General features: G+C 63.5%; 26 protein-coding genes. 22 read left to right on the plus strand and 4 right to left on the minus strand.

All coding sequences use genetic code 11. The features are described 5' to 3' along the window. From HNO86_RS10210 to HNO86_RS10230, 5 genes are read left to right on the plus strand one after another with little or no spacing between them, the layout of a single operon-like run. Window positions 1-2,004 carry a heme lyase CcmF/NrfE family subunit gene (locus HNO86_RS10210; RefSeq protein ID WP_175376871.1) on the plus strand — a complete coding sequence of 668 codons (2,004 nt, stop codon included), beginning with the start codon at window positions 1-3 and terminating at the stop codon, window positions 2,002-2,004. Then, complete coding sequence (locus HNO86_RS10215; RefSeq protein WP_175376872.1) at window positions 2,001-2,537, plus strand: DsbE family thiol:disulfide interchange protein; 537 nt, start codon at window positions 2,001-2,003, stop codon at window positions 2,535-2,537. Before HNO86_RS10210 ends, HNO86_RS10215 begins: the two co-directional genes overlap by 4 nt. After that, window positions 2,534-3,004, plus strand: coding sequence for a cytochrome c-type biogenesis protein (locus HNO86_RS10220; protein WP_175376873.1), 471 nt, complete (start codon window positions 2,534-2,536; stop codon window positions 3,002-3,004). The genes HNO86_RS10215 and HNO86_RS10220 overlap by 4 nt, the downstream gene beginning before the upstream one ends. After that, entirely contained in the window at window positions 3,001-4,221 is a 1,221-nt protein-coding gene (gene ccmI, locus HNO86_RS10225) for a c-type cytochrome biogenesis protein CcmI (RefSeq protein WP_175376874.1), read from the plus strand. The genes HNO86_RS10220 and ccmI overlap by 4 nt, the downstream gene beginning before the upstream one ends. A 28-nt stretch (window positions 4,222-4,249) precedes the next feature. Next, window positions 4,250-4,663, plus strand: coding sequence for a hypothetical protein (locus HNO86_RS10230; protein ID WP_175376875.1), 414 nt, complete (start codon window positions 4,250-4,252; stop codon window positions 4,661-4,663). A 127-nt stretch (window positions 4,664-4,790) separates the two neighbouring features. On the opposite strand, the gene HNO86_RS10235 is transcribed toward HNO86_RS10230, so the two are convergent. Then, entirely contained in the window at window positions 4,791-5,996 is a 1,206-nt protein-coding gene (locus HNO86_RS10235) for an MFS transporter (protein WP_372242524.1), read from the minus strand. A gap of 141 nt (window positions 5,997-6,137) precedes the next feature. Between HNO86_RS10235 and HNO86_RS10240 the strand changes: the two genes are divergently transcribed. The 14 genes from HNO86_RS10240 (at window position 6,138) to phnP (ending at window position 17,735) form a co-directional block, all read left to right on the plus strand. Further along, window positions 6,138-7,034, plus strand: a complete 897-nt coding sequence (locus HNO86_RS10240; protein WP_175376877.1) for a LysR family transcriptional regulator — start codon at window positions 6,138-6,140, stop codon at window positions 7,032-7,034. Between the two features lie 148 nt (window positions 7,035-7,182). After that, window positions 7,183-8,016, plus strand: coding sequence for a phosphonate ABC transporter ATP-binding protein (phnC, locus tag HNO86_RS10245; RefSeq protein WP_175376878.1), 834 nt, complete (start codon window positions 7,183-7,185; stop codon window positions 8,014-8,016). A 45-nt stretch (window positions 8,017-8,061) separates the two neighbouring features. Next, entirely contained in the window at window positions 8,062-9,063 is a 1,002-nt protein-coding gene (phnD, locus tag HNO86_RS10250) for a phosphonate ABC transporter substrate-binding protein (RefSeq protein WP_175376879.1), read from the plus strand. Between the two features lie 144 nt (window positions 9,064-9,207). Then, window positions 9,208-9,990 (plus strand): phosphonate ABC transporter, permease protein PhnE, encoded by a 783-nt coding sequence (phnE, locus tag HNO86_RS10255; protein WP_175376880.1) that lies wholly within the window; start codon window positions 9,208-9,210, stop codon window positions 9,988-9,990. Window positions 9,991-10,028: 38 nt separating this feature from the next. Continuing rightward, window positions 10,029-10,733, plus strand: coding sequence for a phosphonate metabolism transcriptional regulator PhnF (gene phnF / locus HNO86_RS10260; protein ID WP_175376881.1), 705 nt, complete (start codon window positions 10,029-10,031; stop codon window positions 10,731-10,733). Between the two features lie 11 nt (window positions 10,734-10,744). After that, entirely contained in the window at window positions 10,745-11,194 is a 450-nt protein-coding gene (gene phnG, locus HNO86_RS10265; RefSeq protein ID WP_256672593.1) for a phosphonate C-P lyase system protein PhnG, read from the plus strand. After that, window positions 11,194-11,784, plus strand: coding sequence for a phosphonate C-P lyase system protein PhnH (phnH, locus tag HNO86_RS10270; RefSeq protein ID WP_175376883.1), 591 nt, complete (start codon window positions 11,194-11,196; stop codon window positions 11,782-11,784). The genes phnG and phnH overlap by 1 nt, the downstream gene beginning before the upstream one ends. Then, window positions 11,784-12,860, plus strand: a complete 1,077-nt coding sequence (locus HNO86_RS10275; protein WP_175376884.1) for a carbon-phosphorus lyase complex subunit PhnI — start codon at window positions 11,784-11,786, stop codon at window positions 12,858-12,860. The genes phnH and HNO86_RS10275 overlap by 1 nt, the downstream gene beginning before the upstream one ends. Next, complete coding sequence (locus HNO86_RS10280) at window positions 12,853-13,725, plus strand: alpha-D-ribose 1-methylphosphonate 5-phosphate C-P-lyase PhnJ (RefSeq protein ID WP_175376885.1); 873 nt, start codon at window positions 12,853-12,855, stop codon at window positions 13,723-13,725. Before HNO86_RS10275 ends, HNO86_RS10280 begins: the two co-directional genes overlap by 8 nt. Continuing rightward, window positions 13,722-14,528: a phosphonate C-P lyase system protein PhnK gene (gene phnK, locus HNO86_RS10285; RefSeq protein WP_175376886.1), complete on the plus strand. Its 807-nt coding sequence runs from the start codon at window positions 13,722-13,724 to the stop codon at window positions 14,526-14,528. The genes HNO86_RS10280 and phnK overlap by 4 nt, the downstream gene beginning before the upstream one ends. Before the next feature lie 28 nt (window positions 14,529-14,556). Continuing rightward, window positions 14,557-15,291, plus strand: a complete 735-nt coding sequence (gene phnL / locus HNO86_RS10290) for a phosphonate C-P lyase system protein PhnL (protein ID WP_175376887.1) — start codon at window positions 14,557-14,559, stop codon at window positions 15,289-15,291. Next, window positions 15,281-16,426: an alpha-D-ribose 1-methylphosphonate 5-triphosphate diphosphatase gene (locus HNO86_RS10295; protein WP_175376888.1), complete on the plus strand. Its 1,146-nt coding sequence runs from the start codon at window positions 15,281-15,283 to the stop codon at window positions 16,424-16,426. The genes phnL and HNO86_RS10295 overlap by 11 nt, the downstream gene beginning before the upstream one ends. Further along, the gene (phnN, locus tag HNO86_RS10300) at window positions 16,426-16,992 is read left to right on the plus strand and encodes a phosphonate metabolism protein/1,5-bisphosphokinase (PRPP-forming) PhnN (RefSeq protein ID WP_175376889.1); all 567 of its coding nucleotides are present in this window, start codon (window positions 16,426-16,428) and stop codon (window positions 16,990-16,992) included. The genes HNO86_RS10295 and phnN overlap by 1 nt, the downstream gene beginning before the upstream one ends. After that, window positions 16,983-17,735, plus strand: coding sequence for a phosphonate metabolism protein PhnP (gene phnP / locus HNO86_RS10305; protein WP_175376890.1), 753 nt, complete (start codon window positions 16,983-16,985; stop codon window positions 17,733-17,735). Before phnN ends, phnP begins: the two co-directional genes overlap by 10 nt. Before the next feature lie 40 nt (window positions 17,736-17,775). On the opposite strand, the gene HNO86_RS10310 is transcribed toward phnP, so the two are convergent. Then, window positions 17,776-18,654 (minus strand): LysR family transcriptional regulator, encoded by an 879-nt coding sequence (locus tag HNO86_RS10310; protein WP_175376891.1) that lies wholly within the window; start codon window positions 18,652-18,654, stop codon window positions 17,776-17,778. 150 nt (window positions 18,655-18,804) lie between these two features. On the opposite strand from HNO86_RS10310, the gene HNO86_RS10315 reads away from it, so the two are divergent. Both HNO86_RS10315 and HNO86_RS10320 read left to right on the plus strand, forming a co-directional pair. Continuing rightward, a complete protein-coding gene (locus HNO86_RS10315; protein ID WP_175376915.1) occupies window positions 18,805-19,017 on the plus strand; it encodes a type II toxin-antitoxin system HicA family toxin in 213 nt (70 codons plus the stop codon). After that, window positions 19,017-19,421 (plus strand): type II toxin-antitoxin system HicB family antitoxin, encoded by a 405-nt coding sequence (locus HNO86_RS10320; RefSeq protein ID WP_175376892.1) that lies wholly within the window; start codon window positions 19,017-19,019, stop codon window positions 19,419-19,421. The genes HNO86_RS10315 and HNO86_RS10320 overlap by 1 nt, the downstream gene beginning before the upstream one ends. A gap of 95 nt (window positions 19,422-19,516) precedes the next feature. Here the strand turns inward: HNO86_RS10320 and HNO86_RS10325 are convergent, their stop codons facing one another. Further along, on the minus strand, window positions 19,517-20,722 hold the full coding sequence (locus HNO86_RS10325) for an MFS transporter (RefSeq protein WP_175376893.1): 1,206 nt from the start codon (window positions 20,720-20,722) through the stop codon (window positions 19,517-19,519). A 430-nt stretch (window positions 20,723-21,152) separates the two neighbouring features. Between HNO86_RS10325 and HNO86_RS10330 the strand changes: the two genes are divergently transcribed. After that, window positions 21,153-21,596 carry a hypothetical protein gene (locus HNO86_RS10330; protein ID WP_175376894.1) on the plus strand — a complete coding sequence of 148 codons (444 nt, stop codon included), beginning with the start codon at window positions 21,153-21,155 and terminating at the stop codon, window positions 21,594-21,596. Window positions 21,597-21,696: 100 nt separating this feature from the next. Here the strand turns inward: HNO86_RS10330 and HNO86_RS10335 are convergent, their stop codons facing one another. Further along, entirely contained in the window at window positions 21,697-22,692 is a 996-nt protein-coding gene (locus tag HNO86_RS10335) for a sulfate ABC transporter substrate-binding protein (RefSeq protein ID WP_175376895.1), read from the minus strand. Window positions 22,693-22,744: the final 52 nt, after the last annotated feature.

Consider the following 22,744-nt stretch of genomic DNA (forward strand, 5'->3'; position numbering starts at 1 on the left):
ATGAATTCCGATCTTCTTGTTTCCGGTCTTTTCATTCCAGAACTGGGCCATCTGGCGATGATTCTGGCGCTGTGTTTCGCGCTGGTTCAGGCCGTGGTGCCGCTGCTGGGTGCCTGGCGCGGTGACCGTTTGTGGATGAGCCTGGCCCAGCCCGCCGCTTGGGGCCAGTTCGCCTTTCTGCTGTTCGCCTTCGGTGTCCTGACCTACGCGTTCATGACCGACGATTTCTCCGTCGCCTATGTCGCCAGCAACTCCAACAGCGCACTGCCGTGGTACTACAAGTTCAGCGCCGTGTGGGGTGCCCACGAGGGTTCGTTGCTGTTGTGGGCCCTGATCCTCGGTGGCTGGACCTTCGCCGTGTCGGTGTTCTCCCGGCAGTTGCCGCAGGTGATGCTGGCGCGGGTGCTGGCGGTGATGGGCATGATCAGCACCGGTTTCCTGTTGTTCCTGATCCTCACCTCTAACCCTTTCTCGCGCATCCTGCCGCAGATTCCGGGAGACGGTCGCGACCTCAACCCGCTGCTGCAAGACATCGGCCTGATCGTGCATCCACCGATGCTGTACATGGGTTACGTCGGTTTCTCCGTGGCCTTCGCCTTCGCCATTGCCGCACTGCTGGGCGGTCGCCTGGATGCGGCATGGGCACGCTGGTCGCGGCCATGGACCATCGTCGCCTGGGCCTTCCTCGGCATCGGCATCACCCTCGGCTCCTGGTGGGCCTACTACGAACTCGGCTGGGGCGGCTGGTGGTTCTGGGACCCGGTGGAAAACGCCTCCTTCATGCCCTGGCTGGTGGGCACCGCGCTGATTCACTCGCTGGCGGTCACGGAAAAACGTGGCGTGTTCAAGAGCTGGACCGTGCTACTGGCCATCGCCGCGTTCTCGTTGAGCCTGCTGGGCACCTTCCTCGTGCGTTCCGGCGTGCTGACCTCGGTTCACGCGTTCGCCTCCGACCCGGAGCGCGGCGTGTTCATCCTGATATTCCTGCTGTTCGTGGTCGGCGGTTCGCTGACGCTGTTCGCCCTGCGCGCGCCGGTGGTCAAGAGCCAGGTCGGCTTCAACCTCTGGTCCCGGGAAACCCTGCTGCTGGGTAACAACCTGGTGCTGGTGGTGGCGGCGTCGATGATCCTGCTCGGCACCCTGTACCCACTGATTCTCGATGCCATGACCGGCGCCAAGCTGTCGGTCGGCCCGCCATATTTCAACGCGCTGTTCATTCCGTTGATGGCCTTGTTGATGCTGGTGATGGCAGTCGGCGTGATCGTGCGCTGGAAGGACACCCCGGTGAAATGGCTGATGAGCATGCTCACCCCGGTACTGCTCGGCAGCGTCGCCATGGCCGTGGTGGCCGGCGTCGCTTACGGCGATTTCAACTGGGCGGTGCTCGCGACCTTCCTGCTTGCGGCCTGGGTGTTGCTGGCCGGCGTGCGCGACATCTTCGACAAGACCCGCCACAAAGGCCTGATCAAAGGCCTGCCGACCCTGACCCGCAGCTACTGGGGCATGCAACTGGCGCACCTGGGCATCGCGGTCTGCGCCCTGGGCGTGGTGCTGTCGAGCCAGAACAGTGCCGAGCGCGACCTGCGCCTGGCGCCGGGCGAGTCCATGGACCTGGCCGGTTACCACTTCGTGTTCGAAGGTGCCAAGCACTTCGAAGGCCCGAACTTCACTTCCGACAAGGGCACCATCCGCGTGATTCGCGATGGCAAGGAAATCAGCGTGCTGCATCCGGAGAAACGCCTGTACACCGTACAGAACTCGGTGATGACCGAAGCCGGGATCGACGCCGGTTTCACCCGTGACCTCTACGTCGCGCTGGGCGAACCGCTGGGCGATGGCGCCTGGGCCGTTCGCGTACACGTCAAACCGTTCGTACGCTGGATCTGGTTCGGCGGTTTGCTCACAGGTTTGGGTGGATTGCTGGCGGCGCTGGATCGACGTTATCGGGTCAAGGTAAAAAGCCGGGTGCGTGAAGTACTGGGCATGGATGGAGCCACTGCATGAAACGTTGGTTGATGCTGTTGCCACTGGCGATTTTTCTGGTGGTCGCTGTTTTCCTGTATCGCGGTCTGTACCTGGACCCGGCCGAGTTGCCTTCGGCGATGATCGGCAAGCCTTTCCCGGAGTTTTCCCTGCCGACGGTGCAGGGCGACAAGACCCTGACCCGCGCCGATATCGTCGGTAAACCGGCGCTGGTCAACGTGTGGGGCACCTGGTGCATTTCCTGCCGGGTCGAGCACCCGGTGCTGAACAAGCTGGCCGAGAAGGGCGTGGTGATCTACGGCATCAACTACAAGGACGTCAACGCCGACGCCTTGAAGTGGCTGAACGAATTCCACAACCCCTATCAGCTGGACATCCGCGACGACGCCGGCACCCTGGGCCTTAACCTGGGTGTGTACGGCGCGCCGGAAACCTTCTTCATCGACGCCAAGGGCATCATTCGCGACAAGTTCGTCGGGGTGATCGACGAGCAGGTCTGGCGCGAAAAACTGGCGGCCAAGTACCAGGCGCTGGTCGATGAGGCCAAGCCATGAAGCGCTGGCTCGCCGCGATGGTCCTGGGCTTGAGCATGGCCGGCGTGGCCCATGCCGCCATCGACACCTACGAGTTCGCCAAGGAAGGGGATCGCGAGCGCTTTCGCGAGCTGACCAAGGAACTGCGCTGCCCCAAGTGCCAGAACCAGGACATCGCCGATTCCAACGCACCGATCGCCGCCGACCTGCGCAAAGAGATTTTCCGCATGCTCGGCGAGGGCAAGGACAACCAGCAGATCATCGATTTCATGGTCGACCGCTACGGTGACTTCGTCCGCTACAAGCCTGCCCTGAACGCCAAGACCGCCTTGCTCTGGTTCGGCCCCGCCGGCCTGTTGCTGGGTGGTCTGGTGGTCATCGCCGTGATCGTCCGCCGCCGTCGCGCGCAGCGCACCGAAACCCCGGACTCGCTTTCTGCCGAGGAGCGCAAGCGCCTCGACCAACTGTTGGATAAAAACCAAGAATGATTGATTTCTGGCTCGCTGCAGGTCTGCTGCTTCTGGTAGCCCTGAGTTTTCTGCTGATCCCCGTCCTGCGCCACCGTCGCGCCCAGCTCGAAGAGGATCGTACCGCCCTGAACGTGGCGCTGTATCAGGAGCGCGTGGCTGAGTTGCAGACTCAGCAGGATGAAGGCGTGCTCGATGCCACGCAGATGGAAGCCGGTCGCGCCGAAGCCGCGCGCGAACTGCTGGCCGACACCGAAGGTGCTGCCGCGCCGCGGGCCTCGCGCCTGGGCAAGCCGGCGCCGTTGCTGGCGGCGATCCTGGTACCGGTGCTGGGCCTGGGTTTGTACTTGCATTTCGGTGCCAGCGACAAAGTCGAGCTGACCCGGGAGTTCTCCCACGCACCTAAATCGATGGAAGAAATGACCCAGCGTCTTGAGCGCGCCGTTGCGGCACAGCCGGAATCCGCCGAAGCGCTGTACTTCCTCGGTCGTACCTACATGACTGAAGAACGTCCTGCCGATGCGGCGAAGATCTTCGAGCGCACGGTGAACCTCGCCGGACGCCAGCCGGAACTGCTGGGGCAATGGGCCCAGGCCCTGTATTTCGCCCAGGGCAAGAAGTGGTCGGAGCAGATCCAGGCCCTGACCGATGAAGCGCTCAAAGCTGATCCTGACGAAGTCACCAGCCTGGGGCTGTTGGGCATTGCCGCGTTCGAAGCGCAGCGTTATCAGGACGCCATCGATTACTGGAATCGGCTGATGGTGCAGTTGCCGCCGGAAGACAAGTCGCGCATCGCCTTGCAGGGTGGCATTACCCGCGCCACCGAGAAGCTGGAGGCCAGCGGCGGCAAGGTAGCTGCGGTGCCTGCTCCGGCACCTGCCGCGGTGGCCAAGACTGGCGCGTTGCTCAAGGTCCAGGTGGACCTGGCAGCGGAGCTGAAAGGCAAGGTGCAGCCGGGTGACAGCGTGTTCATTTTTGCCCGCGCCACCTCTGGCCCGCCCGCTCCGCTGGCGGCCAAGCGCCTGACCGTGGCCGACCTGCCGGCGACCGTCGAGCTGGGCGATGCTGACGCAATGATGCCGCAGTTGAAACTGTCGAACTTCCCTGAAGTCCAACTGGTTGCGCGCATCTCCCGCGCCGGCCAACCGACGGCAGGCGAGTGGATCGGACGCAGCCAGCCTCTGGCCAGCAGCACCACCGCGCCGCAGACACTGACCATCGACAGCCCGGACAAATAACCCCCGGGAACCAACAGGAAGCATCGCCATGACCGCCATCGCTCGTATCACCCTGCTCAGCGTCGTTCTCGGGCTGAGCGCTTGTGCGGTCCAGCGACCCGAGCAGCCGACACCGCCGCCGATCCCGCCATCGCAACCGGGCACCAAGCCGGCTCCTTCGACGGTGCCGAGCAAACCGACCACGCCGACGACCCCGGCCAAGCCCGCCAAGCCGCTGCCGCGCACCTCGGCGAGCTTCGCGCCACCGCCGGGGGGCAACAGCCATTGGGATCCGAAGCTGGGTGTCTATGTGCTGGAGGATCAGCCCAACACCTTCTACCGCCAGCGCACCTACTACCGCTGGAACAACGGCTGGAGCCGCTCGATCAGCCCGAAAGGGCCGTGGGAAGACACCGATATCCACGGCGTACCGGGCGGACTGGGGCGGCAGTTCGGCCAGTAACCCCGATCCCGATCCTGTAGGAGCCGAGCTTGCTCGCGATGGTCTGAAGAACGCCGCTGGGCATCAGATTCCCCGCGTTATCGTTCACGACCATCGCGAGCAAGCTCGGCTCCTACAGTTTTATGGGTCAGGCGGTCTTATGTGGTCTGCCGATCCAATGGATCAACAGGGCCAACAACCCAAGCGCAACACCCAACACCACAATCCCGGACCAGCCATAGCGCGTCATCAACCAGCCACTGACCACCGCACCCACCGCGCCACCGAAGAAGGTCGCCGTCATGTACAGACTGTTGATCCGCCCCTGCGCCTTCGGGTCGACCGCAAACGCCCGGGTCTGGTTCGACACCAGCCCCGACTGCACGCCGATATCCAGCACGATCACCCCGAGCACCAGCAACGCCAGCGACGTCTGAGCACCGGCCAGCAGCAGATAGGCCAGCGTGACAATGCCGATGCTGGCGCCAATCACGCTGCGTGAACCCAACCGGTCCGTGGCCCGGCCACCGAGGGAGGCCGCGAGCGCACCGGCCGCGCCGATGATGCCGAAGCCACCGGCCCAGGCACTGCCCAACTGGAAAGGACCATTGGCCAGCAGCGCCGCCAGATTCACCCAAAAGGCATTGAAGCAGGCCCACAGCAGCGCCTGGACAATCATCGATTGGCGGATCGGCGCGTTGTCGCGCATCAGCGGCCACAGCGAAGCGAGCAGGCGCGGGTAGGACAGGTTGGTGCTCGGCACGCCTTGCGGCAGCAGTGACGCCGCGGCGATCCACACCGGAATCATGAACGCCGCTTCCACGCCATACACCGCGCGCCAACCCCAGGTATCACCTACCACGCCGGCGATGGTTCGCCCGAGCAGGATGCCGACCATGATGCCGCTGACCACCGTACCGACGTTTCGTCCACGTTCGCTGGGTTTGGACATGACGGCGGCGAACGGCACCAGTTGTTGGGGCACGCAACTGACGATGCCGAGGCCGAACGACGCGGCGATCAAGGTGCCGACGCTGGGCGAGATGGCCGCCGCTATGGCAAAGCAGAAGGCCAGGGCAATCTGGCCGAGTACCAGCTTGCGCCGGTCGAATCGGTCACCCATGGGCAGAAGCAACGCCAAGCCCGTGGCAAAACCCAGCAGGGCTGCGCCGGCCACCAGGTCGACCGTGGTCAAATCGAGGCCCAGGTCCGCCGCAATCAACGGCAGGATCGGCTGGGTGCAGTAAATGTTGGTGATCACCGCGCCGGCGATGACCGCCATCATGATGATTTTGCCGCGAGAGGCTACCGCTGGCGCGGAGGCAGTTTCTGAGGTCAGGGGCAGGGCGCTCACGGCACTCTCCTTTGAGGTTGGCTTCCGGCATTTGCGATGGGATATCGCGCGCGGGAGATGTGGGGCCACCTTACGCACTCGCCTGAATCTGGATAATCCCCTAGGATCGGGAATCATCCTTCCAATATTTGATAGGGCACCATGAACCGTCTCGAATCCATGTCTGTGCTGATCGCGGTGGTGGATGCTGGCAGCCTGTCCGCCGCCGCGCGGCACTTGGGCATGCCGCTTGCCACCGTCAGCCGCAAGGTGGCGGAACTCGAATCCCACCTCAAGACACGCCTGCTGCACCGTACCACCCGGCAACTGTCGCTGACCGAGGCTGGGGCCTCCTATGTGGCGGCGTGCCGGCGAATTCTCGAAGAGATTGGCGAGGCCGAGCGCGCGGCGACCGGCGAATACGCCTCGCCCAAAGGGCAGCTTGTGGTCACGGCGCCGGTGGTGTTCGGGCGATTGCATCTGGTGCCGGTGGTGGCCGAATTTCTCGCCCACTACCCCGAGATCGAGATCAACCTGATGCTCACTGATCGGGTCGTGCATCTGATGGAAGAGCATTGTGATGCCGCGTTGCGCATTGGCGACTTGCCCGACAGTTCGCTCATGGCCACGCAGGTGGGCGCCGTGCGCCGGGTCGTTTGTGCGAGTCCCGATTACCTGGCGAGCCATGGTGTGCCCGCCACACCGCTGGACCTCACCGGGCATGCCTGCATCACCTTCGAAGTTCTGGCATCCGTGGACGCCTGGGTGTTCGAGGCGGGCAAATCCGAGTTATCCGTGCCTGTGCATTCACGATTTGCCGTCAACACGGCGGAAGCGGCCATCGACGCGGCGATGCTCGGGGTCGGGGTGATTCGGGTGCTGTCCTATCAGGTCGCGCACGCCCTGAGCAAAAACGCCCTGAAGGTGGTGCTTGAACCTTTTGAGTCGTCGCCATTGCCGGTCAGCCTCGTGCACAAGGGGCAGGCTCCGCTGCCGTTGAAGCTGCGGGCGTTCCTCGACTTTGTGGCGCCGAGATTGCGGGTTCGCATGGGGGCTTAAAAAGATCTTTTCTCAACCTTTCACAAAACCTTCATCAAATGGTTAATCCAGCGACATGTGCGAGTCATAGGGCTGACACAGCCCGTGCCTAAAGTCGGTTGAAATCAAATGCGGCCATGGACGGTCGTTCAACCAGACAGAGAAGCCCATGAACGCAGCTATCCATGTCGATCATCTGAACAAGACCTTTGCGCGTAAAACCGCACTGGTTGACCTCGAACTGACTATCGCGGCCGGTGAGATGGTCGCGCTGATTGGCGCTTCCGGCTCCGGCAAATCCACCCTGTTGCGCCATCTGGCGGGCCTGGCCTGTTGCGATCGCAACAACGGCGGCAGCGTCAAGGTGCTGGGGCGGGAGGTGCAGGCCAGTGGACGGCTCAATGGCAAGGTGCGGCGCCTGCGTGCCGACATCGGCTACATCTTCCAGCAGTTCAACCTGGTCAATCGCCTGAGCGTGCTCGACAACGTGCTGCTCGGTTGCCTGGGGCGCATGCCGCGCTGGCGCGGCAACCTCAGCCTGTTCAATGCCGAGGAAAAACGATTCGCCCTGCAATCCCTGGACCGCGTCGGTCTGGCCGATCTGGCGGCGCAGCGCGCCTCGACCCTGTCCGGCGGCCAGCAGCAGCGCGTGGCGATTGCCCGGGCGCTGACCCAGCGGGCCGAAGTGATCCTGGCCGATGAACCGATTGCCTCGCTCGACCCCGAGTCGGCGCGCAAGGTCATGGAGATTCTTGCCGACATCAATCGCCGCGACGGCAAGACCGTCGTCGTGACCCTGCATCAAGTGGACTACGCCACCCGCTATTGCCCGCGCGCCGTGGCGCTCAAGGGCGGACGCATTCATTTCGACGGCCGCGCCGCCGAGCTGAGCAGCCAGTTCCTCAACGATTTGTACGGTGCCGACATCGACACCAGCCTGATGTGCGCCGACCAGATTCGCCCCGCCGAAGCACTCCCCCGGCTGGTCATGGCCCGCGCATAAGCCTTTGCCCAATTCCCAAGCCGTTCACCCTCAGGAAGCCTTTCCATGTTGAACCGTATCGGTCGCGTTTTTGCGAGTGCAACCCTGGTTGCAAGCTGTGTACTGGGCACCGCCCAGGCCGAAGAAAAAGCCATCAACTTCGGCATCATGTCCACCGAGTCGTCGCAGAATCTCAAGAGCATCTGGCAGCCGTTCCTCGATGACATGCAAAAGAAAACCGGGCTGAAGGTCAACGCCACCTTCGCCTCCGACTATGCCGGCCTGATCCAGGGCATGCGCTTCAACAAGGTCGACGTCGCGTGGCTGGGCAACAAGGCCGCCATCGAGGCCGTGGACCGTTCCAACGGCGAAATCTTTGCCCAGACCGCTGCCGCCAGCGGCGCCGCCGGTTACTGGAGCGTGTTGATCGCGCGCAAGGACAGCCCGATCAACTCCGTCGATGACATGCTGAAAAACGCCAAGACCCTGACCTTTGGCAACGGTGACCCGAACTCCACCTCCGGCTACCTGGTGCCGGGCTATTACGTGTTCGCCAAGAACAACGTCGACGCTGCCACTGCCTTCAAACGCACGCTCAACTCCAGCCATGAAGTCAACGCTTTGAGCGTGGCCAAAGGGCAACTGGACGTGGCGACTTTCAACACTGAAAGCTGGGACCGCCTGGAAGTCACCCAGCCGGACAAGGCGGCCATGCTCAAGGTGATCTGGAAATCGCCACTGATCCCGGCCGACCCGCTGGTGTGGAGCAAGGCCCTGGGCGACAGCGAGAAGCAGAAGATCCGCGATTTCATCTTCAGTTACGGCGACACCGACTCGGAGAAGGCCGTGCTCAAGGGCATGCAGCTGGGCAAGTTCCTCAAATCCAGCGACGACCAGTTGCTGCCGATCCGCCAGCTGGAGCTGTTCAAGCAACGCACCACCATCAGCGCCGACACCAAGCTGGAAGCGGCCGACAAGGCCAGGAAGCTGGCCGAGATCGATGCTGACCTGGCCAAGCTGCAACAGCGCATCAGCGAACTGGAACCGAAGACTGCCGCTAACGGCTAAGCCACACGCTCACCCTTTGCAGGAGCGAGCTTGCTCGCGATGAACCCGAGAACGCCGCGGGGTGTCAGGCGGCCAGCGTCATCGTTGGCCACCCTCGCGAGCAAGCTCGGCTCCTACAGGGGCAGGTCTACATTCGAGGTACTCATGACCACTCTGCACGCTGAAGCTGTCGGCAAGCGCACCTGGCCGCAATACGCCGGTTGGGGCCTGTTCCTGGTCCTGCTGGCCTGGGCCTGGCACGGCGCCGAGATGAATCCGATGGCGCTGTACCGCGACTCGGGAAACATGGCGACGTTCGCCGCGGACTTTTTCCCGCCTGATTTCCATGAATGGCGCGCCTACCTCAAGGAAATGCTCATCACCGTACAAATCGCCCTCTGGGGCACGGTGCTGGCGATTGTCTGCTCGGTGCCGCTGGGCATTCTCTGCTCGGAAAACATCACCCCCTGGTGGATTCACCAGCCGCTGCGCCGGGTGATGGATGCCTTCCGTTCGATCAACGAAATGGTCTTCGCCATGTTGTTCGTGGTGGCCGTGGGCCTGGGGCCTTTCGCCGGTGTCCTGGCGCTGTGGATCAGCACCACCGGTGTGCTGGCCAAGCTGTTCGCCGAAGCCGTGGAAGCGATTGATCCAGGCCCGGTCGAAGGGGTTCGCGCTACTGGCGCCAGTGCCTTGCAGGAAGTGATCTACGGCGTGATCCCGCAAGTGATGCCGCTGTGGGTGTCCTACGCGCTGTACCGCTTCGAGGCCAACGTGCGCTCGGCGACGGTGGTGGGGATGGTCGGTGCCGGCGGTATCGGGGTGATCCTCTGGGAAAACATCCGCGCCTTCCAGTTCGTTCAGACCTGCGCCGTGCTGATGGTGATCATCGTGGTGGTCAGCCTGATCGACATCTTCTCGCAACGCCTGCGCAAGCAGTACATCTGACTTCCCGGAGGGGTGCCCACGGGCGCTTTTTTTAAAGCATGCAGTTGTCTAGACAAGATGAGCCGGTGTACCGCGAACTCGCCGACATCCTGCGTCGCGAGCTGGCCAGCTACAGCGCCGGGGATTTCCTGCCGGCCGAAGTGCAACTGGCCGAACGCTTCGGCGTCAACCGCCACACCCTGCGCCGCGCCATCGATGAGCTGGTGTTCGAAGGCAGCCTGTTGCGGCGCCAGGGCAAGGGCACGCAAGTGCTGGAACGCCCGCTGATCTACCCGATGGCCGCCGACAGTGCCTACAGCCAGTCGTTGTCGGCCCAGGGCCTGGGGGTCGAGGCGGTCCTGCTCAAGCGCCGCTACTGCTTTGCCAGCCGCGAAGAAGCCGAACACCTGGGCATCGCCGAGATGGCGCCGATGATCGAACTGCAGACCCTGCGCAAGCTCGACGGCCAGCCGGTCAGCCTGATCCGTCATCGCTACTGCGCCAGCCACGCGGCCCTGCTGGCGGACTACACCGGCGGTTCCCTGCGCCAGTACCTGAGCGAACGCGACCTGCCGCTGACCCGCACTCAAAGCCTGATCGGCGCCCGTTTGCCCAACCGCGAAGAAGCCGCGCTGCTGATGATGCCCCGGCATCTGCCGGCCCTGAGTGTGTTCACCCTTTCCCGCGATCGCGATGGCCGCGCGGTGGAGCTGGCCCAGTCCACCAGCCGTTCCGATCGCTTCCAGTACCAGGTCGTCACCTGATGGAGAACCCGATGCAAAACCCTGTTCCTCAAGCCGAACGCCAGCACTGGATCGGCGTGCTGGCCCGCGCCCGCCGCAGTGAATTGCTGCCCCACGAAGCCGCCTTGCGCGACGTCGAATACCAGCTGATCCGTGCCCCGGAAATCGGCATGACCCTGGTCCGTGGCCGCATGGGCGGCAACGGTGCGCCGTTCAACGTTGGCGAAATGAGCATGACCCGCTGCGTGGTGCGCCTGGCCGACGGCCGTACCGGTTACAGCTACCTGGCCGGTCGCGACAAGCTCCACGCCGAGCTGGCCGCCCTGGCCGATGCGCATCTGCAAGGCTCGCAGCAGCGCCATTGGCTCGATCAGGTCATCACCCCGCTGGCCAACGCCCAGGCCGAACACCAGGCGCAGAAAGAGGCGGACACCGCCGCCACCAAAGTCGAATTCTTCACCCTCGTGCGAGGAGAAAACTGATGAGCGCACAGCTGTTGCAACCAGCCTTCGCCGATCCGGTGGTGGACTCTCAGCGCGGCTTTCGCGCCGCGCTCAAAGCGCTGGCCGGTCCCGGTGTGATCCAGACCCTGTACGCCACACCGAGCCTCGACGGCCTGGCGCCGGCGACTTACGCGCTGTGTCTGGCGCTGCTGGATGTGGACACGCCGCTGTGGCTGGCGCCGTCCTTCGACACCCCGCTGATCCGCGCCAACCTGTCGTTCCACTGCGGTTGCCCGCTGACCACCGACCGCGAAGCGGCGCGCTTTGCCCTGCTCGGCGCCGACGATCTGCTGGACCTCGGCGGCTTCGATCACGGCAACGATCGCTACCCGGATCAGTCCTGCACTTTGTTGGTCCAGCTGCCGAACCTCGAGGACGGGGCGATGCTGGCCTGGAAGGGACCGGGGATCGAAACCCAACATCGGGTCGCGCTGCCGGTGGCCGAGGGCTTCTGGGACGAGCGGGAACGACGCAATGAATTCCCCCGCGGACTGGACCTGTTTTTCACCGCCGGCCATGACCTGATCGGCCTGCCACGCAGCACTCGCATCACACAGGAGCGTGCCTGATGTACGTAGCCGTCAAGGGTGGCGAACAGGCCATCGACAATGCCCACCGTCTGCTGGCGAAAAAACGCCGGGGCGATACCACGGTCAGCGAACTGAGCGTCGAGCAGATCCGTCAGCAACTGCCGCTGGCGGTGGCACGTGTGATGAGCGAAGGCACGCTGTTCGACGAAGAACTCGCGGCGCTGGCGATCAAGCAAGCGGCGGGTGACCTGGTGGAGGCGATCTTCCTGCTGCGCGCCTATCGCACCACGTTGCCGCGCTTGAGCCCGAGCCTGCCGATCGACACCGCGAAGATGCAGCTCAGCCGCCGTATCTCCGCCACGTTCAAGGACCTGCCCGGCGGGCAATTGCTGGGCCCGACCTTTGACTACACCCATCGCCTGCTCGACTTCGCGCTGCTGGCCGAAGGTGAATACCCGGGGCCGCAAGCCACCGAGAACGCCCGCGTCGAAGACTGCCCGCGAGTGCTCGGCCTGCTGGCGCAGGAAGGCCTGATCAAGACCGAATCGGACAACGGCGACACCGTGGCCGACATCACCCGCGACCCGCTCGAGCTGCCGGCCAGCCGCGCCGAACGTCTGCAGGCCCTGGCCCGTGGCGATGAAGGTTTCCTGCTGGCGCTGGGTTACTCGACCCAGCGCGGTTACGGCCGCAATCACCCGTTCGCCGGGGAAATCCGCATCGGCGACGTCGAGGTCTGGATCGATCCCGAAGAGCTGGGCTTCCCGATCTGCCTGGGCAGCATCGAAGTGACCGAGTGCGAGATGGTCAACCAGTTCGTCGGTTCCGCCACGGAACTTGCGCAGTTCACCCGCGGTTACGGCCTGGCCTTCGGACATGCCGAGCGCAAGGCCATGGGCATGGCCCTGGTCGACCGCGCACTGCGGGCCAAGGAATACAACGAAGAGATCGTTTCGCCGGCGCAGCAGGAAGAATTCGTGCTGATGCACTGCGACAACGTCGAGGCGTCGGGTTTCGTCTCGCACCTCAAATTACCTCACTACGTGGACTTCCAGGCTGAGCTGGAACTGATCCGCAAACTGCGCAAGCCTGCCGAGGGAACCGCCAATGAATGACTTGAGCCAGGTGCCGGCCCGCGATGCCGCGTACAACTTCGCCTACCTCGATGAACAGACCAAACGCATGATCCGCCGCGCCTTGCTCAAGGCGGTGGCGATCCCCGGTTACCAGGTGCCGTTCGGTGGCCGCGAGATGCCGCTGCCCTACGGTTGGGGCACCGGTGGCATGCAGCTGACCGCGGCGATTCTCGGTGACGATGACGTGCTCAAGGTGATCGACCAGGGTGCGGACGACACCACCAACGCCGTGTCGATCCGCCGCTTCTTCGCCCGCACCGCCGGTGTCGCCACCACTGAAGCGACGCCGGAAGCGACCGTGATCCAGACCCGTCACCGCATCCCGGAAACCCCGTTGCACGCCGATCAGATCATGGTCTATCAGGTGCCGATTCCAGAGCCGCTGCGCTTTATCGAGCCCTCGGAAACCGAGACCCGGACCATGCACGCGCTCAACGATTACGGGGTGATGCACGTCAAGCTCTACGAGGACATCGCCACCTTCGGGCATATCGCTACCGCTTATGCGTATCCGGTGATGGTCGACGAGCGCTACGTGATGGACCCGTCGCCCATTCCGAAATTCGACAACCCGAAACTCGACATGAGCCCGGCGCTGATGCTGTTCGGCGCCGGCCGCGAGAAGCGCCTGTACGCGGTACCGCCGTACACCCGCGTCACCAGTCTCGACTTCGAGGATCACCCCTTCGAAGCGCAGAAGTGGGAAGAGAACTGCGCGATCTGCGGCAGCCATGACTCGTTCCTCGACGAGCTGATCATCGACGACGCGGGCACCCAGCGCTTCGTCTGTTCCGATACCTATTACTGCGCCCAGCGCGTCAGCCAGCAGGAGCAGGGCCAATGAACCAGGCGCTGAAAAAAGATCTGTCCGTGTCCACCGAGCCCTTGTTGCAAGTGAGTGACCTGTCGCTGCTGTACGGCCCGGAAAAGGGCTGCCAGGACGTCAGCTTCGACCTGTATCCCGGCGAAGTGCTGGGGATCGTCGGCGAATCCGGCTCGGGCAAGTCGACTCTGCTGTCGCTGCTCAGCGGCCGCTTGCCGCCACAGCGCGGACGCATCGGTTATCGCGACAGCAAAGACCGGTGGCTGGACCTGTACAGCGCCAGCGAAGCCGAACGCCGCACCTTGCTGCGCACCGAATGGGGGTTTGTCGAACAGAACCCGCGGGACGGTCTGCGCATGGGCGTGTCGGCCGGCGCCAACATCGGCGAGCGACTGATGGCCCAGGGTGTTCGCAACTATCAACAGCTGCGCGGGGCGGGCCTGGACTGGTTGAACCAGGTGGAGATCGACCCGCAGCGCATCGACGATCTGCCCCGGACCTTTTCCGGCGGCATGCAGCAGCGCCTGCAAATCGCCCGCAACCTGGTGTCGAGTCCGCGCCTGGTGTTCATGGACGAGCCGACCGGCGGCCTCGATGTGTCGGTGCAGGCGCGCCTGCTCGACCTGTTGCGCGGGCTGGTGCGTGAGCTGGACCTGGCGGTGGTGATCGTCACCCACGATCTGGCGGTGGCGCGGCTGCTGGCCGACCGCCTGATGGTGATGCGTCGCTCGCGGGTGGTGGAGACCGGTCTGACCGACCAGATCCTCGACGACCCGCAACACCCTTATTCGCAACTGCTGGTGTCTTCGGTGTTGCAGCCGTGAAGTCCCGTCCAACTGTGGAAACCGAGCGATGAATACCTTGATCGAGGTCCGTGACCTCTCGAAAACCTTCACCCTGCACCAGCAGAACGGCGTGGTCCTCAACGTGTTGCGCGCAGTGGATTTCAGTGTGGCGGGCGGCGAATGCCTCGTACTGCACGGCCAATCCGGCGCGGGCAAAAGCACCTTGCTGCGCACGCTGTACGGCAACTACCTGCCGGCCGGCGGCAGCATTCGCGTGCAGCATGACGGCCAGTGGCTGGAGCTGGTGGGCGCCGAGCCCCGAGACATCCTGCAGGTGCGCCAGCGTACCCTGGGTTATGTCAGCCAGTTCCTGCGGGTGATCCCGCGTGTCGCCTGCCTGGACGTGGTGATGGAGCCGGCGCTGGCCCGTGGTTGGTCGAAACAGCTGGCGCAGTCGCGCGCCGAACTGCTGCTCACCCGCCTGAACATTGCGCAACGCCTCTGGCAGCTGGCCCCCGGGACCTTTTCCGGTGGCGAGCAGCAGCGGGTCAACATCGCCCGCGGCTTCATGGTGGCGTGGCCAGTGATGTTGCTCGACGAACCGACGGCGTCGCTCGACGACAGCAACCGTCAGGTGGTGCTGGAACTGATGAACGAAGCCAAGCAAGCCGGTGCCGCGCTGATCGGCATCTTCCACGACCGCGTCGCCCGCGAGGCGGTTGCCGATCGCCATCTCGACATGAGCCAACTCGACATGACCGCCGCCGCTGCCAGCCAGAAGGAATATGCCGATGCCCGTTGAACAGATCCTCAGCAATGCCCAACTGGTCACCGCTGACCGCGTGTTCTACGGCACCGTGCTGCTGCGCGACGGCCTGGTCGCCGACGTTGCCGAAGGCCCGAGCCGCTTGCCCCAGGCCCAGGACCTCAATGGCGATTTCCTGCTGCCGGGCCTGGTTGAGCTGCACACCGATAACCTGGAAAAACACATGACCCCGCGTCCCGGCGTGGACTGGCCGTCGCGCCCGGCGGTGCTCAGCCACGACGCGCAGATCATCGCGGCGGGCATCACCACGGTGTTCGACGCGGTATCCATAGGCGACGTGAACCCCAAGGGCAATCGCATGCAGAAACTGCCGGCGATGCTCGAAGCGATCTCCAGCGCTTCCGACGCCGGCCTGACCCGCGCCGAGCACCGCCTGCACCTGCGCTGCGAGCTGTGCCACCCGGACACCCTGAGCGTGTTTCGCGATCTGGTGGAGCATCCGCTGGTGCAGCTGGTGTCGGTGATGGACCATTCGCCGGGTCAGCGCCAATTTGTGCTGGAGTCCAAGTACCGTGAGTACTACATGGGCAAGTACCACCTGACGACCACGCAGATGGACGAATTCATCACCCTGCAAATGGCCAACTCCCGCCAGTACAGCGACCGCTATCGGGCGGCGATCGTCGAGCATTGCCTGGCTCGCGGGCTGTCGGTGGCCAGCCACGACGACGCGACCCTGGCCCACGTCGAGGAGTCGGCGCGCTACGGCATGACCATCGCCGAGTTCCCGACCACGGTCGAAGCGGCGCGCGGTTGCAAGGAGCGCAACATGAAAGTGTTGATGGGCGCACCGAACATCGTGCGCGGTGGATCGCACTCGGGTAACGTGGCGGCCGCCGAGCTGGCGGCGCAGGGGCTGCTGGATATTCTGTCCAGCGATTACTATCCGGCCAGCCTGCTGCAAGCGGCGTTCGCCCTGGCGGCGCAGAGCGAGAGCATCGATCTGGCCCAGGCCATGCGCATGGTCAGCCTGGCCCCGGCCAGCGCTGCCGGGTTGAACGATCGCGGGCAGATCGCCCAGGGGTTGCGTGCCGATCTGGTGCAGGCGCGCAGTCAGGACGGTTTGCCGGTGGTCCAGCAAGTATGGCGACAAGCGAAGAGGGTGTTTTGATGTCAGGCAGGTTGATCTATCTCATCGGGCCTTCAGGTTCGGGCAAGGACAGCCTGCTGGATGCCGCACGAGCGCGACTGGCCGAACGTGGTTGCCGCATCGTGCGGCGGGTCATCACCCGTTCGGCGGAAGCGGTGGGCGAGGCGGCGCTGGGGGTGAGCATGCAGCAGTTCACCGAGATGCAGGCTCAGGGCGCGTTTGCCATGAGCTGGCAGGCCAATGGACTGGCCTACGGCATCCCGCGGGAGATTGACCATTGGCTGGCGGTGGGGGAGGACGTGCTGGTCAATGGATCGCGCGGGTATCTGCCCCAGGCCCGTCAGCGCTATCCGCAGGCGCGGGTGGTGCTGCTGACCGTCGATCAGGCGGTGTTGCGCCAGCGGCTGCTGGCGCGGGGACGGGAGTCGGAGGTCGAGATCGAACAGCGGCTGGCGCGTAACCAGCGTTTTGGCGAGCGTTTGCTGGCGGAGTATCCGGATGTGCTTCGGCTCGACAACTCCGGACCGCTGCAAGGCACCGTCGACGCCCTGCTGGCCTGCATCGACGAGCCGCCCCTGTGCGCCTGACGCTGCTGGGCACCGGCGATGCCCGACAGGTGCCGGTCTATGGTTGCGAATGTCAGGCCTGCGCTCGCGCGCGCATCAATGAACGCTGGCGACGACGACCCTGCTGCGCATTGATCGAATGCGGCGAGCAGCGCTGGCTGATCGACAGCGGCTTGCCCGACCTCACCGAACGCTTTGCGCCGCGCAGTTTCAATGGCATCTTGCAGACCCACTACCACGCCGATCACGCCCAGGGTTTGCTGCACCTGCGCTGGGGCCAGGGCCTGACCGTCCCCGTTCACGGCCCGGCGGACCCGGAGGGTCTGGCCGACCTCTACAAACACCCGGGCATCCTGGATTTCAGCCAGCCGTTCGAGCCCTTCGAAACCCGCACCTTCGGCACCCTGAACGTCACCCCGTTGCCGCTGCTGCACTCCAAACCGACCCTCGGTTACCTGCTGCAAGGCGAAGGACGCCGCATCGCCTACCTGACCGACACCGTCGGCCTGCCACCCGCCACCACCGCCTACCTGCAACGCCAACCTCTGGACCTACTGGTCCTCGACTGCTCAATCCCCCCCCAACCCCAGGCCCCCCGCAACCACAACGACCTCAACCTGGCCCTGCAATGCATCGAAGCGCTGCAACCGAAGGCGGCCGTGCTGACGCATGTGGGGCATACGCTGGATGCGTGGCTGATGGAGCATGGTGGGGAGCTGCCGGGGAATGTCAGTGTCGGGTTTGATGGGTGTGTGTTTTTGTAGGAGCTGCCGAAGGCTGCGATCTTTTGATCTTGATTCAACGCTACCTCAACACCCCCTGCACATACTCCACGAACGCCCGTGCCTTGGCGCTCGCCATCCTGCCCGTGGGGAACACCGCCCACAGGTCCATGATCGGCAGCGTCCAATCGGTCATCACGGCCCTGACCGAACCGTCGGCCAGTTCCGGGGCGAACATCCACTCTGAGGCCATGGTCAGGCCTTGGTGGGAGAGGACCGCTGCGCGCAGGCCTTCGGCGGCGTTGACACGGATGCGGCCGTTGATGATGACCGATTGCTCCTCACCGTCTTTGCTGAAGGACCAGTGCGCGCCGCCGCCAAGGTTGTAGACGATGGCCGGGTGTTTGTTCAGGTCGGCGGGGCAGGTGGGTTCGCCGTGCTTTTCGAAGTAGGCCGGTGTGCCCAGCACCACGCGCTGACATTCGGCGATTTTGCGCGCGGTGAGGCCGGAGTCGCTGAGCGCTCCCATGCGCAGGGCGATGTCGACGCCTTCCTCCACCAGGTTGACGTTGCGATCGTCGAGCATCAGGTCGATGTTCAGTTCCGGGTTCTGCTCCAGGAACGGCCCCAGGTGCGGGACGATGTGTAGCCGGCCGAAGGTCACGGCGGTGCAGATGCGCAGGTTGCCGGTCAGGCCGCTGGCCGATCCCCGCGCCGCGTTATCGGCCTCGTCGGCTTCCTCGATGGCCCGCTTGGCCCGTTCGAAAAACGCCAGGCCCGCTTCGGTGGGCGTGAGGCCACGGGTGGAGCGCAACAACAGGCGCACCGCCAGCCGCGATTCGAGCTGGGCGATGGTTTTCGACACGGCGGGCTGGCCGATGTTCAGGCGCCGGGCGGCGGCGGAAAAGGAGCCGGTTTCCACCACGTAGACGAAGGTTTCCATTGCGGCGAGGCGGTCCATCGTGGGTCCTTTTGCAAATGACATTGTGGGGACAGGGCAGTATTCAATCACACGCGGTAAAACAACCGAGCGTCGAGTTGCGGTTTTTTGTGCTTGAGTAAATATAACCCTAGGGTTACTTTTATTCGGGCCGGAGCAAGGAGGCTGATGGTGCAAAGCAGGCTACTGATCAAGGAATTGATGGAAGAAGGTTGGACGCTGGACCGGATCACTGGCAGTCATCACATCTTTATTCACCGTTATCGCCCACACACGATTCCCGTCCCTCATCCGAAAAAGGATCTGCCGATCGGGACAGTCAAGAGCATCAGGAGGCGAGCCGGGCTGTATTGCCCGCCAGCCAGTTACACAGGAGATCCATAATGCAATATCCAATCTGTATCGAATGGGGCGACGAATCCACCGCCATCGGTATCCAGATCCCCGATATTCCTGGCGCGGTCACCGCCGGGGATACCTTTGAAGAGGCCTATAACGCGGCGGTCGAGATTGCCCACATCATGCTGCAGGAGATTGCAGCGGACGGGACGGTGATTCCGATGCCGACATCCGCAGCCGATCATCGTGGCAATCCGGAGTTTGCCGACATGGGGTGGGGGATGCTGGAGCTGGATATCTCGCCCTATCTGGGCAAGACCGAGAAAGTCAACGTGACGCTGCCGGGGTATGTGATTCAGCGCATCGACCGGTATGTGCGCGAGCACAATGTCAAAAGCCGCTCGTCGTTCTTGGCGGATGCGGCAATGGAGAAGCTGGTTCGCAACTGAGTGGTGTCAGTTACACCGTCATCGCGGGCAAGCCCGCTCCCACAGGTAATCACTAACCCTGTGGGAGCGGGCTTGCCCGCGATGCATTTGGCGGTTTAAGCGGTCGCCAGCGAACGCTTTTCTGAAACACTCAAGAACCGCACCAACGCCACCAGCGGGAACGCACTACCCACCACCACGATCCACAACCAGCCGCCATGCTCATACACCGCGCTGGCCACCGAAGAGCCGAACGCGCCACCGATGAAGATGCTGGTCATGTACAGCGCATTCAGGCGGCTGCGGCTCTTGGCGTCGAGGGCATAGACCGCGCGCTGGCCGAGGACCATGTTCATCTGCACGCAGAAATCCAGTACCACGCCGGTCACCGCGAGACCAATGACGCTGTAGGCCGGATGAATGAAGGCGGGCAGAAAGCTCAGGCTGGCGAACAGCAGGGCCAGCAACGACGCGATGCGGGTGTGGCCGGCATCCGCCAGGCGCCCTGCGATGGGGGCGGCGACGGCACCAATGGCACCGACCAGGGCAAAGATCGCGATCTGCGATTGCGACAAGCCATGGTTGCGCGCCAGCTCCAGCGGCACGACGGTCCAGAACAGGCTGAAGGTGGCGAACATGCAGCCCTGGTAGAACGCCCGCTGACGCAGTACCGGTTGCTTGCGCAGCAGGGTCCAGAGCGAGCCGAGCAATTGGCCATAGGACGCACTGTGATCAGGCTGGCGCTTGGGAATGGTCACCGCCACCACGATGCTGATTGCCACCATCAACAGCGCCGCGACGATAAACATCGCACGCCAGCCGAAGTGGTCGGCGATCACGCTGGACACCGGCCGCGCCAGCAGAATGCCCAGCAGCAGCCCGCCCATGATCCCGCCGACCACCCGGCCACGGGACTCTTCCGGCGCCAGATGCGCGGCCAGCGGAATCAGGATCTGCACCGACACCGAGCTGAAGCCCACCAGCAGCGAAACCAGCAGGAACACATTCGGCTGATCGGTGAACGCCGCACCCAGCAGGCTGGCGATCGCCACCAGGTTGGTGATGATCATCAGGCGGCGGTTTTCCAGCAGGTCGCCCAGCGGCACCAGGAAGAACAGGCCCAGGGCATAGCCGATCTGGGTCAGCGAAACGATGAAACTGGCCAGGCTGTCGCTCAGGCCGAGGTCCGGCGCGATCAGGCCGATGATCGGCTGCGCGTAATAGAGATTGCCCACGATCGCACCGCAGCAGAAGGCGAACAGCAGCACCATGGCTCGGGTCATTGTCACGGTGCCGTGGGGCACCTGGGTCGCTGGATTCATAACGTGTCTCGCTAGGCTTGAGAGAATGCGTGCAGGCTAATGGCCCGACCGGTGCGGCAGAAGAGGGATTGGAGTGATAGCAGTCATTCCGTTGCGGAATGAGTGACGATTTGCCGGTGGGCGTCGCGTCGAAAGTTATGGGGCCGATGATACATTCACTTACATCTTGTTCGATAGCGTGCTTATGTTCTCTTTCCGGTTTCATTGCAGAGGACACGTCCATGAAGGCGATGCTTCGTCACCTTCGTGACCCAAAGTGCCGACGGTACGCTCACCGCGCAATCGATCTCGGCGGGCAAGGACGGTGTGACGCCACCGATGTAACACGCGCGAGACGACCGACCATCCGAAGAAAAGCCCGGATCTGCCCGACGACTAGAATCAACCGGGGGGATCACTTCAACGCGTCCTTACAAGCGGGAGTATCACGATGAAAATCGTATCTTCGCTGGCGTTGGTGGTAGCGGTTGGGACGATCTCCGGATGCTCTACGGTGCCTGATCGCCAGGTCACCAACGTTCCCCTGAACGCTACGCCAATCAATGCCGGGAAAATCGCCCGGCCCATCATGATGTCCGAAGGAAACTCAACGGTGTTCTGGTTTGCGCTCAGTGGCGAAAGCATGGGCAGTGCGTTACCGGGTCGTTTGATGGCCTACATCTATCCGGGCAGCTGCTCGAGCCTGGGTGCCAAGCCGGTCTATGACATGAACGAGGGGCCGAATGCGCGGTTCTATTCGCAATCCTCGTATCAGTATTTCTGGAAGAGCGCACCGGTCGCCTACGACACCCTTCGCGCGGGTGGCTATGCGCTGGTGGTGAAGGAAAGCCCGGCGGATGGGCATCAGGCCATCTTCTGCGGAAACCTGACCTGACACGGTGGACCCGGTCCAATGCAGGAGCTGCCGCAGGGGCAATGGGTACCGACAAAAAAGGCGACCTCATGAGGTCGCCTTTTCCATTACCGCTCAGGTCTTACTGCGTATAGATCTGATCGAAAACCCCACCATCATTGAAGTGAGTCTTCTGCACGGTGCGCCAGTCACCGAAGGTCTTCTCCACCGACAGGAAGTCAACTTTCGGGAAGCGGTCGGTGTACTTGGCCAGCACCGCTGGGTCCCGCGGACGCAGGTAGTTGGCGGCGGCGATTTCCTGGCCTTCCGGCGACCACAGGTACTTCAGGTATTCCTCGGCGGCGGCGCGGGTGCCTTTCTTGTCGACCGATTTGTCGACCACCGACACCGGCGGCTCGGCTTCGGCGGAGACGCTTGGGTAGATCACTTCGAACTGGTCGCGACCGAACTCGCGGGCAATCATTTCCGCTTCGTTTTCGAAGGTCACCAGTACGTCGCCGATCTGGTTGGTCATGAACGTGGTGGTAGCGGCGCGGCCACCGGTATCGAGCACCGGTGCCTGCTTGAACAGTTTGCCGACGAATGCCTTGGCCTTGTTCTCGTCTCCGCCGTTTTTCAGCACGTAGCCCCAGGCGGACAGGTAGGTGTAGCGGCCGTTACCGGAGGTTTTCGGGTTTGGCACGACCACTTGCACGCCGTCCTTGAGCAGGTCCGGCCAGTCTTTCAAGGCTTTCGGGTTGCCCTTGCGGACGATGAACACGGTGGCCGAAGTGAATGGCGCGCTGTTGTTTGGCAGGCGGGTGACCCAGTTGTCCGGGACCAGTTTGCCGTTGTCGGCCAGGGCGTTGATGTCGGTGGCCATGTTCATGGTGATCACATCGGCGGGCAGGCCGTCGATGACCGAGCGCGCCTGTTTGCTGGAGCCGCCGAAGGACATCTGCAGGGTGATGTTCTCGTTGTGCTCGGCCTGCCAGTGTTTCTGGAACGCAGTGTTGTAGTCCTTGTAGAAATCGCGCATCACGTCGTAGGAAACGTTGAGCAGGGTCGGTGCGGCCTGAGCCATGCTGGACAGAGCCAGGCCAGCGGCCAGGAGTGAGGCGCCAAAGATTTTTTTCACTGCGAATTCCTTATCTATGGGTAGAAGCTGCCGAAGGCTGCGATCTTTTGAT

Origin of the sequence: Pseudomonas sp. C1C7 (genome assembly GCF_013359595.1) — a bacterium.
In the GTDB taxonomy this organism is placed as follows: domain Bacteria; phylum Pseudomonadota; class Gammaproteobacteria; order Pseudomonadales; family Pseudomonadaceae; genus Aquipseudomonas.